This is a genomic window from Enterococcus sp. AZ084 (genome assembly GCF_051714905.1).
Lineage (GTDB): Bacteria > Bacillota > Bacilli > Lactobacillales > Enterococcaceae > Enterococcus_B > Enterococcus_B pernyi.
On record NZ_JBIOSS010000001.1, the window covers coordinates 1,323,125 to 1,341,174 of the forward strand.

Consider the following 18,050-nt stretch of genomic DNA (forward strand, 5'->3'; position numbering starts at 1 on the left):
TCAAAAAGTCCACAATATAGAAGGTAGAATTTTTTTGAAAAAGGATGATTCGATTGACAGATAAACGTCCGATCGGTTTTATTGATTCAGGAGTTGGCGGTCTTACAGTCGTCAAAGAAGCATTGAAGCAATTGCCGAATGAAAACATATTATACGTTGGCGATACCGCGCGCTGTCCATATGGACCAAGACCAGCAGAGCAAGTGATCGCTTATACATGGGAAATGACGAATTATTTAGTTGAAAAAGGCATAAAGATGCTTGTGATTGCCTGTAATACGGCAACTGCGGTCGCATTAGAAGAAATCAAAGCAACCCTCTCGATTCCAGTGATCGGTGTGATTTTGCCAGGAACGAGAGCGGCAGTCAAACAAACGAAAAATCACCGAGTAGGGGTGATTGGAACAATTGGAACCGTCAAAAGTGCCGCTTACGAGACGGCCTTGCTGGATAAAGCACCCGAACTGAAAGTCACCAGCTTGGCGTGTCCAAAGTTTGTGTCAGTCGTAGAAAGTAAAGAATACCGATCATCAGTCGCTAAAAAAATCGTGGCCCAAACTTTGGCTCCATTAGAATTAAAAGGGATCGACACCTTGATTTTAGGTTGCACCCATTATCCGCTCCTTCGCCCAATCATTCAGAATGTTATGGGGGATAAAGTCATGCTGATCGATTCAGGAGCAGAAACGATTGGTGAAGTTTCAATGTTACTTGACTATTTTGAAATCAGTAATTCACCACAAAATGGCCGAACGCTTTGTCAGTTTTATACGACAGGATCAGCTAAAATGTTCCATGAGATTGCCCAAGATTGGTTAGGATTAAAAGAACTGATCGTTGAATCGATTGATTTAGGAGGAAAAGAGCAATGATGCGTCATGACGGAAGAAATGTCCAAGATTTACGTAAAATCACGATTGAAACAAATGTGCTGAAGCATCCAGAAGGATCAGTTTTGATCAGCTTTGGCGATACGAAAGTGATTTGTGCGGCAACGGTTGAAGAGACAGTCCCCCCGTTTTTAAAAGGGACTGGTAAAGGATGGGTGACAGCAGAATACAGTATGTTGCCCCGCGCCACGAATACGAGAAATCGTCGTGAAAGCAGCAAAGGTAAGTTAAGTGGACGGACGATGGAGATCCAACGTTTGATCGGTCGTTCGTTGCGTGCGGTCGTCGATCTCGAGAAACTTGGTGAACGTAGTATCATCGTTGATTGTGACGTGATCCAAGCAGACGGTGGCACCCGAACAGCAAGTATTACCGGTGCATTTGTGGCTTTAAGATTAGCTATCGAAAAATTATTACAGAAAAAAGTGTTAGCGAATGATCCAATCAAAGAACATTTAGCCGCCATCAGTGTAGGGATTTTAGCTGATGGGACATGTGTGACTGATTTGGATTATCACGAAGACGTTGCAGCAGAAGTCGATATGAACTTAGTGATGACGGAATCGGGCAAATTTGTGGAAATCCAAGGGACAGGCGAAGAAGCTACCTTTGATGGTGAACAATTGAACGAAATGCTTGTTTATGGCAAAACAGCGATCGAATCACTGATTTTTGAACAAAAAAATGTTTTGTTGAGTGAATGGTCAGACACTACGCCTGAACCGACAGAAAAAACGATTGTGATTGCTACTCGAAATGCAGGCAAAGCAGAAGAATTCCGTACCTTATTTGCGAAGGAAGGCTATACAGTCAAAACATTGTTCGATTATCCTGAGATACCTGATGTCGAAGAAACAGGTACAACATTCGAAGAAAACGCTCGGTTAAAAGCAGAAACGATTGCTCAAGTATTGAACCAGCCAGTATTGGCGGATGACTCTGGCCTGAAAGTCGATGCGTTAGGTGGCAGACCAGGAGTTTATTCTGCCCGTTTTGCTGGCGAACATAAGAGTGATGCGGCAAATAACGCAAAATTACTTTTTGAATTAACCGATGTAGCTGATGAAGAACGCACCGCACAATTTCATTGTACGTTGGTTTTCGCTGAGCCAAATAAAGAAAGTTTAGTAGTGGAAGCAGAGTGGCCTGGACGAATTGGTCGGATACCTAAAGGCGAAAATGGCTTTGGCTATGACCCTTTGTTCATTCCTGATGGGTACACTCAAACAGCGGCAGAAATCTCAAGTGAAGAAAAAAATAACCACAGTCACCGAGGCTTGGCTATGGCAAAACTAAGCCAAGTTTGGCAGGCATGGTTGGAAGGAGTGGAGTAGATGCGCTATTTAGTCGTTAGTGACAACCATGGGGATCGAGCAATCATCAAAGAATTGCTGACCCAGTATCAAAATCAAGTTGATTATTTCTTTCATTGTGGCGATTCAGAACTTGACGCAACAGATGAAGTTTGGGAAACTTATCTCGGTGTGCAAGGCAATTGTGATTTCGGCACAGACTTTGAGACCAAACGAGTTGTAGATACTGGGCTTGATCGGGTATATATGACGCACGGCCATTTATCGAATGTCCGCTTTGGTTTGACTCAGTTAGCCCTTGAAGCAAAAGAGCAACAAGCAACGATTGCTCTTTTTGGGCACACCCATCAACTAGGGTGTGAATTTGAAGAAGGTATCTTGTTCTTGAATCCAGGAAGCATTTCCCAACCTCGAGGAATGATCCAAATCCCAGCTTACGCAATCATTGAGAGTATGAAAGAGACACTTGCTGTCCAGTACTATAATCGATCACACAAAAAAATCGATAACATGGCATTTGAATATAAACGCTGACAAACAAACTCTAATTTTTGCTAAAAAAAGAAATGTTTGTATAGATTTTGCATCCGTTTTCGGTAAAATAGAGATATTGAAAGAATTTGAAATGGAGGGCCAATACATGATTGGACCAATTGTAAGAGAGTTATTACTGCAAAATCAAGAGACATTTTTGGTTCCAGCAGAAAACGTGGCAAATGTTATGTATCAACATCCGTTATCGCATGGACTATTAGTTTTATCGAAAGTTGGCTACACTAAAATCCCTGTCTTAGGGAAAGATGATCGCTTTGTTGGTCTAGTCAGTCTGTCGAATGTTGTCAATAAGATGATGGACCTACAAACAATCAGTATGGAACCATTAGAAGGCCTAACAGTTGCTGATGTAATGGAAACCGATGTACCAACCATTGATGAAAATTGGGAACTAGAAGAAGTTCTTCATTTACTAGTGGATGCTTCGTTCTTGCCAGTTGTCACAGAGGATAAAGTGTTCAAAGGAATCATCACACGAAAAGAGTTATTGAAAGCAGTCAATTACATGGTACACGAATTAGAACGTCAAAATATTGTATCACCAAAAATAGATGTAGATGATTTAAGAGAAAGAATCGATATCGTTAGTTAAAGGTAATTGATCCTACTCACAAAATAGAAAGACATAAAACAAATGAAGCGACGCCCAAAAGTTAGATTATATTTCTAACTTCTGGACGTCGCTTCATTTGCAGTATTAAGGAATGGCAAGATTGGGAATAAAGTTTGTCCTGAGAATCAAATAATTTAGTCATTTTAGACATTTTTCTAATGATTAAAAAAAGAGGTCAAACCTAAACACTTCTGTTCATTCGGTTTTAGATGGTAGGAGAGGGCTAATGTCCCACTCCCAGAATAGACATTACATAAACTATTTCAACACGATCGGTGTATTTGGGATGCTGTAACCGGCAGCTGTCAGTTCTTTGACGTAAGAACTCAAAAATTCTTCTTTCAATTCGAACTGTTTACCATTTAAAACGTAACAAATCGTCCGAATCGCAAAGTTACTGTTGCCGATATCGACCAATCCAAAGATCGATGGCTCAGTTTGTAATTCCTCTTCGTATTTTACAGCTAACGTTTCATTAACTTTTTGAATGATCTCATAGATCTTATCATAGCCTTCTTCCGGAACGATCCGAATATCAAGAACGACTTGCATATTGGAACGAGAGAGGTTACTGATCGTTGTGATACTACGGTTTGGAATGAAATGAACGGTGCCGTCAACACCTTTGAGTTGCAGTGTCCGGATACCAACGGATACCACGGTGCCTTCGATCGTAAGATTCGTTAATTTGACATAGTCCCCAACGTCCATTTGTTGTTCCATGATGATAAAGAAGCCAGTGATCACATCACTCATAAAGCCTTGTGCCCCTAAACCGATGGCTACTCCGGCAATCCCTGCTCCGGCTAATAGTGAACCAATCGGCACACCGATCACGGATAGGATGGCATAAATAAAGAAAAAGCCAATCGTATAATTGAAAATGGTATTTAAAAGACTTTGTAACGTTTTTAAGCGACTACCGTTAAGAACGGTTTTTTTTGAATATTGTTTAAAAGATTTGTCGATCAAGTATTTACCGATTCGATTGATGAGGCCAAAAAGAATAATCAAAAAAATAAGGAATAATCCTTTTTGGATCATTGTAGAAAAAATCCCATCCCAATCAATATTATTCCAAAAACGTTGGAACGCATTGAGTTGACTGACCGCTTGATCAGTCAAATTTTCTCCAGTTGAGCTTGTTGTTTCTGCTGTTGCAATGAATGAAAACATAAAATCCCCTTTTCTAATTAGTCTCTTTTGTATTGTAACAAGAACAGCATAAAAATCAAAATAAATCATTAGATAAGCTACCAATCACATTTGCAATAACAAGTGGTTAAAATAAACGATGACAAATGGGAGAGATAGTGCTAAAATATTTCAAAACTGACGATTGGTGGTATGAACATGCAAATAGATTGGGATAACTTAGGATTTTCTTACATCAAAACACCTTGGCGCTACGTTGCCAAATGGAAAGATGGAGAGTGGGAAAAAGGCGAATTGACCGAGGATAATTATCTGTCACTTCATGAAGGATCGCCCGCACTTCACTATGGCCAACAGTGCTTTGAAGGATTAAAGGCTTATCGCAGAAAAGATGGAAAGATCAATTTGTTCCGTCCAGAGCAAAACAGTCGTCGCTTGAACCAGAGTGCCAGACGTTTATTGATGCCCATGGTTCCAGAAAAAATGTTTGTTGATGCAGTGAAAGAAGTCGTAAAAGCAAATGAAGCCTTTGTGCCACCTTATGGTTCAGGAGCAACGCTATATTTACGTCCTTTCCTGATCGGGGTTGGAGAAAACATTGGTGTTCATCCAGCGCCTGAGTATTTGTTTGTTGTTTTCTGTACGCCTGTAGGAGCCTATTTCAAAGGTGGATTAAAACCAACGAACTTTATCGTTTCTGACTATGACCGAGCGGCACCTAATGGAACAGGAGCTGCCAAAGTAGGAGGGAACTACGCAGCAAGTCTATTACCAGGGACTGAAGCGAAAGAATTAAATTATTCAGATTGCGTTTATCTAGATCCAGCGACGCACACAAAAATTGAAGAAGTCGGCGCGGCGAATTTCTTTGGTATCACTAAAGACAATCAGTTCATCACACCGCAATCGCCTTCGATTTTACCAAGTATCACGAAGTATTCCTTGTTGCAGATTGCGGAAGAACGTTTGGGGCTTAAAGCAGTTGAGGGAGATATCTACATCGATCAACTTGATCAATTTGCAGAAGCAGGTGCGTGTGGGACCGCAGCGGTGATTTCACCGATTGGTGGAATCTACTATAAAAATGATTTACATGTCTTTTACAGTGAGACAGAAGTAGGACCAGTAACTAAGCGCTTATATGAAGAATTGACGGGTATCCAGTTTGGGGATATCGAAGCACCAGAAGGATGGATCGAAGTCGTCGAATAATGACAGGCTTTAAAAATAACTACAAAAAAATCAGCTCTCACTTTGGAGGGCTGATTTTTTATTGGATCAAGATAAGTGAACACCTTTATCTACGTAAATGATATCGCCGATGATCCCGCTAGATAGGGGGCTGATCAAGAAAGCACAAGTGTTTCCGACTTCTTCGATCGTCACACCTTGTTGATCAGGTGTGCGTGATTCGGATAACTCGATCAATTTTTGGTAATCCTTCACACCAGTCACTGCTAATGTTTTGATCGCACCAGCTGAGATCCCATTGACGCGGATTCCTTTAGGTGAGAATTCAGCGGCTAAGTAGCGAATGGCAGCTTCTAGTGAAGCTTTTGCGATTCCCATCATATTATAGTTAGGGATCGCTCGTTGTGAACCAAGATAAGACATACTTACGATGCCGCTGTTGGGAGCTAAGTACTTTTGGGCATACTTCGATACAGCGATCAATGAATAACTGCTGATGTCTTGTGCTAATTGATAACCATCTCTTGAAATATCAGAAACGTTACCTGAAAGCTCTTCTTTGTTGGCATAAGCAACAGCGTGGACCAAACCATGGATCTCACCGGCATATTCACCAATCGTATCCATCGCTTTTTCGATGCTCTCATCGCTAGCAACATCACACTCTACAGTGAAGGCATCTTCACCGACTAATTTGACTAGCGATTTCTTCATCCGTTCATTTTGGTACGTATAGATGATCTCAGCGCCTTGTTGCATCATTGCTTCTGCACAACCCCAAGCAATACTGCGTTTATTCGCAACACCCATGATCACGATTTTTTTTCCTTCTAAAAAAGACATATAGACACTCCTTTGATTCAATAAAAGTTTTGTTTGACGATAATATAAGTGCAAAAAAATAACTTCTTGATTTCTTATTATTCAGTAAAATGCTTTGATTGTCAAACTATTTTTTTGATGAATAAAAAATGATTGCCAAATAATCAAGAATATGATACTTTGATAATCAAAGTATTGATTACGGCAATTGCCCGAAAGAAGGAGTAAACTATGTCATACGCATTATCAGCAACGGAAGTAATGGATCTTATTCCAAACCGTTACCCAATTTGTTACATCGATTACGTGGATTCGATCGATTCAGGAAAGAAGATCATTGCAACAAAAAATGTAACGATCAATGAAGATTTTTTCCAAGGTCATTTCCCTGACAATCCTGTCATGCCCGGAGCGTTGATCCTAGAAACCCTTGCACAAGCAGGTTCGATCTTGATTTTAAAATCAGAAGAGTTCCTAGGCAAACGTGCGTATATCGGTGGGATCAACAAAGCAAAATTCCGCCAAAAAGTCGTTCCTGGAGATGTGATGAAGTGTCATTTTGAGATCATCAAAATGAAAGGACCTGTAGGGACTGCGATTTCTGAAGCTTTTGTTGACGATAAAAAAGTGTGTGAATGTGAATTTACATTTATCGTCAATGAGCAAGCATAAAGATAAAAATAAACTTTAGGAACCCATAGAGAGGTTCTAAAAATAGCAATAGATATGGCAATAGGGGAGCGGAAAGTAGCTTTCCGCAAAAAAGAATCATCTTCTGAATAGTTTTCTATTCTTAGATGATCTTTTTTTGTCTATTTAAGACTGTTTTGAAAATGTTAAGTTTTACTAAAGATGAAAATAAAAAAACTATTTTTTAGCGAAAATATAAAAAATAGTTGTAAAGTCCCAGCCATCAAAAGTTTTTTTAGTAAAAAAGGGAGTGGGATATTCGTTCATCTCACCCACCTATAACCGAATAAACGGCGGGAACAAAAGTAACCTCTTCGAAAATAAGGCGCCATCCACAAAAATTTGAAAAACAATTTTCGTGGATGGCGCCTTATTTCTCGAGGCTGAACACTTCTGTCACGACCTCGAAGTGTTCAAATGTGTGTTTATTTTGCTTCCTGTAAGATGTTGATTTTTTCGATCTTCACATCTTCTTTTGGCTTATCTGAGCTATCTGTTTCGACAGCAGCGATTGCATCAACGACGTCCATACCTTCAACGACTTGACCAAAGACAGTGTATTCACCATCTAAGCTAGGGTAGCCGCCATTTTTATAAGCGTCAATGATAGCTTGTGGGTAATCATCTTTCAATAAACCATCATGCATGTCATCAGAGTTTTGTACGATGAAGAATTGGCTGCCATTACTATTCGGGTCTTGTGTACGAGCCATTGAAAGGGCGCCGCGGATGTTATACAGTTGGTTTGAGATCTCCGTTTCGAAACCTTCTCCCCAAATACTTTCTCCGCCAGTTCCGTTCCCTTCAGGATCGCCACCTTGGATCATAAAGTCTTGGATGACACGATGGAAAGTGACGCCATCGTAATAGCCATCTTTAGCATGAGTCATAAAGTTCTCCACAGCTTTTGGTGCAAGCTCTGGGAATAGTTTGATCTTGATTGTTCCTTTAGTTGTGACCATTTCAACTAGATCTTCGTTATCAGCGACTTCTGTATTCAATTGAGGTAACTCTAAAGAATTTAAATCGATGCTTTCTACAGTGCTAGTCTCTGTTGTTTTTTCTGTAGATTCTTTCGTACTTGAAGAGGCGGTATCTGAACCGTTCGACGTACAACCAGCTGCAAATAATAGCGTTGCAGCCATACTCATAGTTAAAAATAATTTTTTGTGTTTCATAAGTAATTCCTTTCTTTTTTTGTTCGTTGTTATCTTTAATGATAGCAAATTATCAGATAAATACCTACACTTTTTCGAACAATAAGCGAAATTATTTAATAAATAGCAAAAGGTGTAGACCATTTGAAAGCGGTTTGTTATAATGTAAGTGGATACAAAAACGCACATCCAGGAGGGTATCAACACATGGGAAAATTAGGAATTTCAATTTATCCTGAACGTTCAACGTTTGAAAAGGACAAAGAATATTTAGATTTAGCACATAAATACGGATTTAAACGTGTATTCACAAGTTTATTACAAATTGCAGACGATAAAGAAAAAGTCTTAGCAGACTTTAAAAAGGTAGTCGATTATGCCAATCAATTAGAGATGGAAGTCATGGTGGATATCAATCCAGCATTATTTGAACAGTTAGAGATCTCATATGATGATCTATCGTTCTTTGATGAGATGGGCGCCGACGGCATTCGTCTTGATATTGGATTTACTGGAGCTGAAGAAGCAAAAATGACTCGTAATCCATACAATATCAAAATCGAGATCAACATGAGTTCAGGTACGAATTATGTTGACAATATCATGAGCTATTCGCCGAACACAGATAACTTATTAGGTTCACATAACTTCTACCCTCATCGTTATTCCGGCTTAGGCTATGAACATTTTGTTGCTTGTTCGGAGAAATTCCGTAAATATAATTTGAATACGATGGCTTTCGTAAATTCACAAACTGCTGACTTTGGTCCATGGCCGACTCAAGACGGACTTTGCTCATTAGAAGACCATCGTGATCTTGAGATCGCAACACAAGTCAAACACCTGATGTTGACAGGTTTGATCGATGATATCTCTGTAGGGAATGCTTATGCGAGTGAAGAGGAATTACGCGCAATGTCTGAAGCCTTCTTTGCAAGTTATCCTACATTAAAAGTGGATGTAGCAGACGATATCACAGAAGACGAACGTATTTGTCTATTCGACAACCTTCATAGTTATCGTGGGGATCGCTCAGAGTATATCTTGCGTTCAACGATGACACGTATCTATTACAAAGACAAACCATTCCCAGCGCATAATACGAAAGATATGACCCGTGGGGATGTATTGATCGATAACGTTGGCTATGGTCAATATAAAGGCGAAACACAAATTGCCTTAAAAGAAATGAAGAATGATGGACGTGTGAACGTCGTCGGACGTATCTCAGACGATGAGTTATTCTTACTTGATTTCTTGAAACCATGGTCAAACTTCAAGTTGATCGAAAGCAAATAATTGTGTAATTATAAATATTGAAAAGCCCCGTAAAGCGATCAGAGCTTTACGGGGCTTTTCAATGACGATTATTATTTATTCTAGATTGCATCACACGTCCTCTTTGTTTATACTAATTTTAGATAGTATATCAATGTAAAAGCAAGGAAGGTATAAGATGAAACTTTGGATCAAAATTTTAATCGGCGTGACATTACTCGTGACAGTCGTATTAGTCTTTGCGGGTAATTATTTTTATAACTATGCCGTTGTTCCTTCAGAAAAAGACTTTTTAGAAGGCGATACTCCTGGCACAACAAAAACAAATGAAGAATCGAGTGCACAATCTTGGTTTGCGAACCCTGACAATCGTAAAGAGTGGCAACAGACATCTACGGATGGGTTGAAGCTATCAGCCATTTATCTACCAGCAACAGACAGTCATAAGACGGCGATTGTGGCTCATGGATATATGGGCAATGCAGAAACGATGGCAAATTACGCAAAGATGTTCCATGATCTTGGCTATAACGTATTAGTACCTGATGCCCGTGGACACGGAAAAAGTGAAGGGGATTATATCGGCTTTGGCTGGCACGAACGGAAAGATTATGTGAAATGGATCGATCAAGTGCTTGAAACAAACGGTCAATCGGAAGAAATCGTTCTATACGGTATTAGTATGGGGGCAGCGACGGTGATGATGACTAGCGGAGAATCACTGCCTACAAATGTTAAAGCGATCATCGAAGATTGCGGTTATTCCTCTGTTAACGAAGAATTGGCTTATCAGCTCAATGAATTATTTAGCTTACCACCGTTCCCACTGATCCAAGTAACCAGTTTGATGACAAAAATCAGAGCCGGCTATTTCTTTGGGGAAGCTGATGCGATCAAACAATTAGAAAAAAACCAATTACCGATGCTGTTTATCCATGGGGATGCGGATACCTTTGTTCCTTATGAAATGTTGGACAAAGTCTACCAAGCGACGAACGGACCAAAAGAAAAATATATCGTCCCAGGAGCAGAGCATGCCAAAGCATATTCGATCGATCCTGAGAATTATCAAAAGACTGTAAGTAGTTTCCTAGAAAAATATGTAAAATAACTGTTGTGACCAAAGTGTTTCTTAAAGAACTTTAAGAACTTTCTTGAAACTTTTGGTCACAACGTTTTATTTTGTCTCCATTCGTTCTTGCAGTAAAATAAAGAAAGAGTCAGGTATTTCCGTGAAACTTTCAGTTTAATGATGGACAAACGGGCCATTCACCGATAAAATAGACAGGACTTGTGTTTATTGTGGAAATTCAGGTAGTCAGTATAGTTAGAATAGATAAAAGGAAATAGGAGGACGATAATATGTCCATGTTTTTAGATCAAGTAACAATCGACGTGAAGGCTGGTAAAGGCGGAGACGGGATGGTTGCGTTTCGTAGAGAAAAATATGTACCTGATGGAGGACCGGCTGGTGGTGATGGCGGTCAAGGAGGCGATGTGATCTTAGTCGTTGATGAAGGCTTACGCACGTTGATGGACTTCCGTTTCAACCGTCACTTTAAGGCTCAGCCCGGTGAAAATGGCATGAGTAAAGGGATGCATGGACGTGGTTCTGATGATACGTATGTCAAAGTCCCTCAAGGAACAACTGTACGTGATGCAGAAACAGGGGCACTCTTAGGAGATTTGATCGAAGATGGTCAGACATTGGTAGTAGCAAAAGGTGGCCGCGGCGGTCGCGGAAATATCCGTTTTGCTTCTCCAAGAAACCCTGCCCCGGAAATTGCTGAAAACGGCGAACCCGGCCAAGAACGTAAAATCGAATTAGAATTAAAAGTACTAGCAGACGTAGGTCTCGTAGGTTTTCCTTCGGTTGGGAAATCGACCTTGCTTTCTGTGATCTCTTCGGCAAGACCAAAAATCGGTGCGTATCATTTTACTACCCTTGTGCCAAATCTAGGAATGGTCACTACAAGTGACGGACGTAGTTTTGCAGCGGCGGATCTTCCAGGACTGATCGAAGGAGCTTCACAAGGCGTCGGATTAGGCACACAATTTTTGCGTCATATCGAGCGTACTCGTGTCATTTTGCATGTCATTGATATGAGTGGAATGGAAGGGCGCGATCCTTATGAAGATTACTTGGCGATCAACCATGAGTTGTCTTCTCATAACCTGCGCTTGTTAGAGCGTCCACAGATCATTGTAGCAAATAAAATGGATATGCCAGATGCAGAAGAAAATCTAGTGAAATTCAAAGAACAATTAAATAAAAACAAAGAAGATGAATTTGCCGATGACCTGCCGGTATTCCCAATCTCCGGTGTGACTCGTAAAGGACTGGATGCGTTACTGAATGCGACAGCTGATCTATTAGAAGTAACACCAGAATTCCCATTATACGAGGAAGAGATCGAAGAAGAAACTGTGCACTATGGTTTCAATCCAGAAGGTCCTGAATTTACGATCGATCGTGAACCAGATGCGACATGGGTATTGTCAGGTGAGAAGATCGAGAAGTTATTCCAAATGACTAACTTTGACCACGATGAAACGGTGATGCGTTTTGCTCGCCAATTACGTGGGATGGGTGTCGATGAAGCCTTGCGTGCTAGAGGTGCAAAAGATGGTGACTTGGTCCGCATTGGTGAGTTTGAGTTTGAATTTGTCGAATAATTTTTTGGTACACCACATATCTAGGTGACTAGGTAGTCGTTCAGCTCCAAGTAGTAAGGCGAAATTTGAGAAAATAATCGTTCATTTTTTCAAGTTTTGGCTTACTCTCTTAGGAGTAGTTTTTTTAAAACGTTTATCAGATTTTAGGAGTTGACGAATGTCATACTCCTTTTTTTGTATACTGCGTTATTTTTTAAAGGTTTTCCCTTTTATTTTTGTTTATTCCAAGGTACACTAAAAGAAAATGAGAAAGAGGCGATCTCCATGAGCAAACGAGTGATCATATTGAATTTTGAGTTAGAAAGTCAAGCTTACCAAGCATTTTCCGAAATCAAGAAGCTTCACATGACGAGAGCGATCAAAGGCGAACAAATGGCGGTCATCAGCCATCAATCTAATGGCGCCCATCAATTCAAAATTGAAGACTTTTTAGATTTTACTGGCAATAATAAATCCTCTAAAGGTGGTCTGATCGGGATGCTAGTTGGCGTTTTAGGTGGCCCATTAGGGATCTTACTAGGATGGTTTGCAGGCGGAATGATCGGTGCCAGCCAAGATGCGAAGGAAATCAAAGATGCACAAACGGTGTTTGATTTTGTCGGTAATAAGATCGGTGAAGGCGCAACCGGTCTGATCTTGATCGCAGAAGAAGAGGACAACCGACCATTGAATCAACTTGTGATGATGGAATTAGGTGGAGAAATCACTCGATTGGATTATGAAGAAGTAGAACAAGACGTTCATGATGCAACTGAGGTAGAAAAACATGCAAAAGAAACAGCGCAGAAAAATTGGGATGAAAAGCACAAAAAGCCAACCGATAGCTCAGAGGATACTACGCCTTCTGAATAACGATAAAAAGAATGGATGTAAGAATAGTGGTACTTATTCACTCTTTTCATTTATAGGGACAGTCTTCTAAAAATAATCCTGCGAATTTCAGTTGATTGTCGGCTGATTTTACCCTAGAATTAATAAGAATGAATAGAAAGTTAGGTAAATTATGGAACTAGAATTTTTAGGTACAGGCGCAGGGGTTCCTGCTAAACATCGAAATGTCTCAAGTATCGCATTGAAACTTTTGGACGAGCGAAATGAGATTTGGTTGTTTGATTGTGGGGAAGGCACGCAAATGCAGATTCTACGAACAAATATCCGTCCAAGAAAAATAGAAAAAATATTTATCACTCATCTCCATGGGGATCATATTTTTGGTTTGCCAGGTTTAATCAGTAGTCGCTCTTTTCAGGGGGGCGAAACACCATTAGAAATCTATGGCCCTAAAGGAACGGAAGCATTTGTACGCAATGCGCTGACGATTTCTCAAACAAAATTAGGCTACCCCCTTGTTTTTATTGATTTATCAGAAGATCAAGCTATTTTTGAAGACGCACACTTTTCTGTGTATGCAAAAAAATTAAGCCATGGCATCGAAAGCTACGGATATCGGATCGTTGAGCATGATCACAAAGGCGAATTACAAGTGGATAAGCTTAAAGAACTGAATATTCCAGCTGGTCCCATCTATGGAAAACTAAAAAAAGGGGAGACGGTCCAATTAGACAATGGCCAGCTCATCAATGGACGTGATTTTGTCGGTCCAGATAAAAAAGGCCGAATCGTGACCATTTTAGGAGATACTCGAAAAACGACCAATTCTGTTATATTAGCAAAAAACGCAGATGTCTTGGTGCATGAAAGTACGTTTAATAAAAACGAGGCGAGAATGGCCCATAATTATTTCCATTCAACGACTCATCAAGCCGCAGAAGTGGCAAAAGAAGCAAATGTCCAAAGATTATTACTGACCCATATCAGTGCGAGATATCTAGGAAAAGCAACACAAGAACTTGAACAAGAAGCACAAGAAATCTTTCCAAATACAAAAGTCATGAAAGATTTTGAGGTTGTGGATGTTCCGTTTCAAGAGGAGGAAAAAAGTTGAATTTAGAAAATAAAGTCGTTTTAGTCACTGGTGGCTCTGGTGGTTTAGGTGCACAAATCTGTTATGAAGCAGCAAAACAAGGAGCAATCGTTGTCACATGTGCAAGAAGAATCCAACAAATCGGCGAAGTGAAGGCGGTTTGTCAAGAACTAAGTGGAAAACCAGCATACGCGTTTCAACTAGATGTTAGTAATCCTGACAGCGTAGATGAATTGTACGACAAGGTGATGACTGAGGTCGGTCGTGTTGATATCTTAGTCAATAATGCTGGATTTGGTATCTTTGAGGATTTCTTATCCTTTGACTTAGGAAAAGCCTACGATATGTTCGAAGTCAATGTCTTGGGGATGATGGTATTGACACAAAAATTTGCGATCGATATGGCAGAAAGACGCCAAGGACATATCATCAATGTGGCATCCATGGCAGGAAAAATGGCGACAGCTAAATCTACGATCTATTCCGCTACAAAATTTGCTGTTTTGGGCTTTTCAAATGCGTTACGTTTAGAGTTGAAGCCACTAGGAGTCGCGGTCACTACGGTAAATCCCGGACCAATCGAAACGGAATTTTTTGATAAGGCTGATCCAAGTGGTAGCTATTTGGAAAAAGTCGGTCACTTAGTTTTGGATTCAACTAAATTGGCGCAAACGATCGTGCGAGCGATGAAACATCCGAAACGTGAGATCAATCAACCGGTATTGTTAGAAATCGCGTCTAAATTTTATGCACTTTTCCCAACCATTGGGGATTATTTTGCAGGTGGAATTTTTAATAAAAAGTAGGTGAAGTAAATGAAAAAGCAAGGTAGTGTGATCGTTGGTTTTTTACTTGTACTTGTCATTGTCGTGTTCGCTGTATTGAACAATCAAAATGTTCCTGTAAGCTTTGGCTTTGCTTCTTTTAATGCGCCATTGATTCTAGTGATCATTGGTTCAGCATTGATTGGTGCATTGATTGTATTTTTAACAGCCTTTACGACACTATGGCAACAAAAGAAACAATTAAAACAATTAACAAAAGAATTAGCAGAGAACCAAGCAGATATCCAAAAGAAAATCGAAGAGGCGACAGAAGAACAACAAAGACAATTTCGAAATGAACGTGCGGAACTTGAAGCGGCCTATCAAGCAGAATTACAAGCAAAGCAAATACAGATCGAACAAATGCAAACACCTTCTGAATCACCTTCTCAAACACCAAAGCAAAGCGTCAATTACTTTGATTGATCATGGATAGCTGATGTTTTTTTGAAAGTAAATAGAATAAAGTGGTAGAAATCACTGTATCAAAAATCAAATAGAGGATTTATTACTCAATTTCTAAAAGGCAACCAAAGTAGGCAAACGAATCTGTTTTGTCTACTTTGGTTTATTTAAGTTAGTGATGTCAGAATCTAATCTTCTGAAATTCTTTTTTTTAGAGAAGACGTTTGCTATAATGACTAAGTTAGGGGTGAGTATGTGAGACGAGCAAATTTTGATTGGAAGGTCAATGAAACAACACCTTCTGAATCTTTTATCCAAATAATCAAACAACAAGGATTGTCTCCTCTGATCGGGCAATTGCTATGGCAAAGAGGATACCGAGAGGAAGAAAGTATCCATCGGTTTTTACATCCAAAAGAGCAAAAGTTGCATGATCCATATTTGATGTTTGATATGGACAAGGCAATCAGCCGTATCCAAGAAGCCGTGATCAATGGTGAACAAATCTTAGTTTACGGAGATTATGATGCAGATGGCATCACCAGTGCGACCGTCATGAAAGAAACGTTAGAATTGCTTGGTGCCCAAGTGGAAGTCTTTTTACCTAATCGATTTGAACATGGGTATGGACCTAATCTAACCGTTTATCAAGAGAAAATAGCCGCAGGTACCCAACTGATCGTGACTGTCGATAATGGGGTAGCTGGGCATGAAGCAATTGCTTATGCACAACAGCAGGGAGTAGATGTGATCGTGACAGATCATCATGAGTTGCCTAGTGAATTACCGACGGCTTATGCAATCATCCATCCCCGCCATCCACAAGGCAATTATCCTTTTGGAGAATTAGCAGGTGTCGGTGTCGCATTTAAAGTAGCGACCGCTTTGTTGGAAGAACCACCAGCAGAATTTTTAGATTTAGTCGCAATTGGCACAATCGCTGACCTTGTCTCTATGACTGATGAGAATCGGACGCTAGTGGCGTTAGGCTTAGAGGCAATTCGTCATACCGAGCGAGTAGGCTTACAGGCACTGTTTGCGAAAAGTAGTGTACGTGCGAATGAAGCGGATGAAACGATGATCGGTTTTTCGATTGCCCCGCGCTTGAATGCCATCGGTCGGATGGGAGACCCTAATCCAGCGGTTGAATTACTAGCCACATTCGACGAAAGTCAAGCTCAGACATTAGCCGAGCAGTTACAAACGGTCAATGAAGAACGTAAAGCAATCGTTGAGCAAATCACCTCAGAAGCATTAGCGATGATCAATGAAGAGAACCAGATCCATTTATTAGCACATCCAGGTTGGCATGAAGGGGTACTAGGGATCGTCGCAGGAAAAATCATGAATCAAACAGGCAAACCAACAATCGTGCTTGGCATCAAAGACCAGTCCGTTGCAAAAGGATCAGGTCGAAGTATCGAAGCGTTGAATCTTTTCGATATGCTGAATGAGATGCGTGAATTGTTTACATTTTTTGGTGGCCATCACGCAGCAGTCGGTTTAACGATGCCAGCGGAAAATATCCCCCAATTACAAGAACGGATGAATGCCTATATAGAAGAAAAGAAAATCGACTTGTCCAAGGGTCCTGCGTTGACGATCGATGAGGTCGTCTCGCCAAAAGATGTGACGGTCGAACAAATCGCTACATTGAAATCACTGGCACCATTCGGAACAGATAATCCTGTACCTAACTTTTTATTCAAACAGGTTGCTGTCCAAAATGTAAAACGAATCGGTTCGAACCAACAGCACTTGAAGCTTTCTTTAGTGGATGAAGATAGTCAATTAGATGCTGTCGCGTTTGGTTTTGGCCCACAAGAAAACGAATTTGTAGATGATTCACTTGATATTGTAGGACAGTTATCGATCAATGAGTGGAATGGACGCAAAAAACCACAGCTGATGGTTTCCGACTTTGCAGTAGAAGGATTGCAAGTGTTTGATTGGCGAGCAAAACGTTACCGAACGCTAGCAAATGAAATCGAACATCCGATTTATTTAGCTTTTGATGAAGCATCGATCAAAGAACTAAATAAGTCGATACAAAAACACATCATTCATTGGACAGATAAAGAAATGATTCAATCATGGATTCAGGAAAATGACCCAAACGCATTAGTCGTGATCGATTGTCCAACCGATTTGACCGACTTGAAAGAGATCTTATCATTTGGGTCCTTTAGCCGAGTTTACTTTTTAGGTATTTCTGTTGATGAAGCATACTTGAACGGTGTAGGAACAAGAGAACAATATGCTCGACTCTTCAAATTGATCCATGCGCAAGAACGGATCGATATCCGACATAAATTAGGTGCAATGGCCAACTATTTAAAAATTCCACAAAAATTATTAATTTTTATGATACAGGTGTTTTTTGAGTTGAAGTTTGTTACAATAAACAATGGTGTTTTGGAGAAAGTCGCAGATCCGGCGAGTCATCCATTGACTGCAAGTGACCGCTATCAGGAGCGATTGAAAAAAATCAAATCAGAGGAATTCTTACTATTAAGTGACATTCCCACAATAAAAAAATGGTTAACAACCTAGGAGG

17 protein-coding genes are annotated in these 18,050 nt (G+C 40.2%); 14 read left to right on the forward strand and 3 right to left on the reverse strand.

Annotated features, from left to right (window positions below):
* Window positions 1-44 precede the first annotated feature (44 nt).
* From racE to cbpB, 4 genes are all read left to right on the forward strand, one after another.
* Entirely contained in the window at window positions 45-872 is an 828-nt protein-coding gene (gene racE, locus IGI79_RS06245) for a glutamate racemase (protein ID WP_019724592.1), read from the forward strand.
* Window positions 872-2,224: a ribonuclease PH gene (rph, locus tag IGI79_RS06250; protein ID WP_195339610.1), complete on the forward strand. Its 1,353-nt coding sequence runs from the start codon at window positions 872-874 to the stop codon at window positions 2,222-2,224. Before racE ends, rph begins: the two co-directional genes overlap by 1 nt.
* Window positions 2,225-2,737, forward strand: a complete 513-nt coding sequence (locus tag IGI79_RS06255) for a metallophosphoesterase (protein ID WP_019724525.1) — start codon at window positions 2,225-2,227, stop codon at window positions 2,735-2,737.
* Window positions 2,738-2,843: 106 nt separating this feature from the next.
* Window positions 2,844-3,350, forward strand: a complete 507-nt coding sequence (gene cbpB / locus IGI79_RS06260; protein WP_010735587.1) for a cyclic-di-AMP-binding protein CbpB — start codon at window positions 2,844-2,846, stop codon at window positions 3,348-3,350.
* Window positions 3,351-3,629: 279 nt separating this feature from the next.
* Here the strand turns inward: cbpB and IGI79_RS06265 are convergent, their stop codons facing one another.
* Window positions 3,630-4,547, reverse strand: a complete 918-nt coding sequence (locus IGI79_RS06265) for a mechanosensitive ion channel family protein (RefSeq protein WP_010735586.1) — start codon at window positions 4,545-4,547, stop codon at window positions 3,630-3,632.
* Window positions 4,548-4,724: 177 nt separating this feature from the next.
* On the opposite strand from IGI79_RS06265, the gene IGI79_RS06270 reads away from it, so the two are divergent.
* Entirely contained in the window at window positions 4,725-5,738 is a 1,014-nt protein-coding gene (locus tag IGI79_RS06270) for a branched-chain amino acid aminotransferase (RefSeq protein WP_195476304.1), read from the forward strand.
* A 66-nt stretch (window positions 5,739-5,804) separates the two neighbouring features.
* On the opposite strand, the gene fabI is transcribed toward IGI79_RS06270, so the two are convergent.
* Window positions 5,805-6,560, reverse strand: coding sequence for an enoyl-ACP reductase FabI (gene fabI / locus IGI79_RS06275; protein WP_010735584.1), 756 nt, complete (start codon window positions 6,558-6,560; stop codon window positions 5,805-5,807).
* Between the two features lie 210 nt (window positions 6,561-6,770).
* Between fabI and fabZ the strand changes: the two genes are divergently transcribed.
* A complete protein-coding gene (fabZ, locus tag IGI79_RS06280; RefSeq protein ID WP_010735583.1) occupies window positions 6,771-7,211 on the forward strand; it encodes a 3-hydroxyacyl-ACP dehydratase FabZ in 441 nt (146 codons plus the stop codon).
* Window positions 7,212-7,654: 443 nt separating this feature from the next.
* On the opposite strand, the gene IGI79_RS06285 is transcribed toward fabZ, so the two are convergent.
* Window positions 7,655-8,407, reverse strand: coding sequence for a peptidylprolyl isomerase (locus IGI79_RS06285; RefSeq protein WP_019723747.1), 753 nt, complete (start codon window positions 8,405-8,407; stop codon window positions 7,655-7,657).
* A 186-nt stretch (window positions 8,408-8,593) separates the two neighbouring features.
* On the opposite strand from IGI79_RS06285, the gene IGI79_RS06290 reads away from it, so the two are divergent.
* From IGI79_RS06290 to recJ, 8 genes are all read left to right on the forward strand, one after another.
* Complete coding sequence (locus tag IGI79_RS06290) at window positions 8,594-9,685, forward strand: DUF871 domain-containing protein (protein ID WP_108144624.1); 1,092 nt, start codon at window positions 8,594-8,596, stop codon at window positions 9,683-9,685.
* Between the two features lie 157 nt (window positions 9,686-9,842).
* Entirely contained in the window at window positions 9,843-10,775 is a 933-nt protein-coding gene (locus IGI79_RS06295) for an alpha/beta hydrolase (protein ID WP_034689256.1), read from the forward strand.
* A gap of 251 nt (window positions 10,776-11,026) precedes the next feature.
* A complete protein-coding gene (gene obgE / locus IGI79_RS06300; RefSeq protein ID WP_104776808.1) occupies window positions 11,027-12,340 on the forward strand; it encodes a GTPase ObgE in 1,314 nt (437 codons plus the stop codon).
* 264 nt (window positions 12,341-12,604) lie between these two features.
* Window positions 12,605-13,192, forward strand: a complete 588-nt coding sequence (locus tag IGI79_RS06305; RefSeq protein ID WP_023519572.1) for a hypothetical protein — start codon at window positions 12,605-12,607, stop codon at window positions 13,190-13,192.
* 151 nt (window positions 13,193-13,343) lie between these two features.
* On the forward strand, window positions 13,344-14,285 hold the full coding sequence (gene rnz / locus IGI79_RS06310; protein ID WP_065095905.1) for a ribonuclease Z: 942 nt from the start codon (window positions 13,344-13,346) through the stop codon (window positions 14,283-14,285).
* Window positions 14,282-15,070: an SDR family NAD(P)-dependent oxidoreductase gene (locus IGI79_RS06315; protein WP_029594283.1), complete on the forward strand. Its 789-nt coding sequence runs from the start codon at window positions 14,282-14,284 to the stop codon at window positions 15,068-15,070. The genes rnz and IGI79_RS06315 overlap by 4 nt, the downstream gene beginning before the upstream one ends.
* A gap of 9 nt (window positions 15,071-15,079) precedes the next feature.
* Window positions 15,080-15,514: a LapA family protein gene (locus IGI79_RS06320; protein WP_023519574.1), complete on the forward strand. Its 435-nt coding sequence runs from the start codon at window positions 15,080-15,082 to the stop codon at window positions 15,512-15,514.
* Window positions 15,515-15,748: 234 nt separating this feature from the next.
* On the forward strand, window positions 15,749-18,046 hold the full coding sequence (recJ, locus tag IGI79_RS06325; RefSeq protein ID WP_195274480.1) for a single-stranded-DNA-specific exonuclease RecJ: 2,298 nt from the start codon (window positions 15,749-15,751) through the stop codon (window positions 18,044-18,046).
* The last annotated feature ends 4 nt before the right edge of the window (window positions 18,047-18,050 follow it).

Coding starts and splice junctions, on each gene's coding strand:
- racE (WP_019724592.1), top strand. CDS start 45: ATGATTCGATTGACAGATAAACGTCCGATCGGTTTTATTGATTCAGGA.
- rph (WP_195339610.1), top strand. CDS start 872: ATGCGTCATGACGGAAGAAATGTCCAAGATTTACGTAAAATCACGATT.
- IGI79_RS06255 (WP_019724525.1), top strand. CDS start 2,225: ATGCGCTATTTAGTCGTTAGTGACAACCATGGGGATCGAGCAATCATC.
- cbpB (WP_010735587.1), top strand. CDS start 2,844: ATGATTGGACCAATTGTAAGAGAGTTATTACTGCAAAATCAAGAGACA.
- IGI79_RS06265 (WP_010735586.1), bottom strand. CDS start 4,547: ATGTTTTCATTCATTGCAACAGCAGAAACAACAAGCTCAACTGGAGAA.
- IGI79_RS06270 (WP_195476304.1), top strand. CDS start 4,725: ATGCAAATAGATTGGGATAACTTAGGATTTTCTTACATCAAAACACCT.
- fabI (WP_010735584.1), bottom strand. CDS start 6,560: ATGTCTTTTTTAGAAGGAAAAAAAATCGTGATCATGGGTGTTGCGAAT.
- fabZ (WP_010735583.1), top strand. CDS start 6,771: ATGTCATACGCATTATCAGCAACGGAAGTAATGGATCTTATTCCAAAC.
- IGI79_RS06285 (WP_019723747.1), bottom strand. CDS start 8,407: ATGAAACACAAAAAATTATTTTTAACTATGAGTATGGCTGCAACGCTA.
- IGI79_RS06290 (WP_108144624.1), top strand. CDS start 8,594: ATGGGAAAATTAGGAATTTCAATTTATCCTGAACGTTCAACGTTTGAA.
- IGI79_RS06295 (WP_034689256.1), top strand. CDS start 9,843: ATGAAACTTTGGATCAAAATTTTAATCGGCGTGACATTACTCGTGACA.
- obgE (WP_104776808.1), top strand. CDS start 11,027: ATGTCCATGTTTTTAGATCAAGTAACAATCGACGTGAAGGCTGGTAAA.
- IGI79_RS06305 (WP_023519572.1), top strand. CDS start 12,605: ATGAGCAAACGAGTGATCATATTGAATTTTGAGTTAGAAAGTCAAGCT.
- rnz (WP_065095905.1), top strand. CDS start 13,344: ATGGAACTAGAATTTTTAGGTACAGGCGCAGGGGTTCCTGCTAAACAT.
- IGI79_RS06320 (WP_023519574.1), top strand. CDS start 15,080: ATGAAAAAGCAAGGTAGTGTGATCGTTGGTTTTTTACTTGTACTTGTC.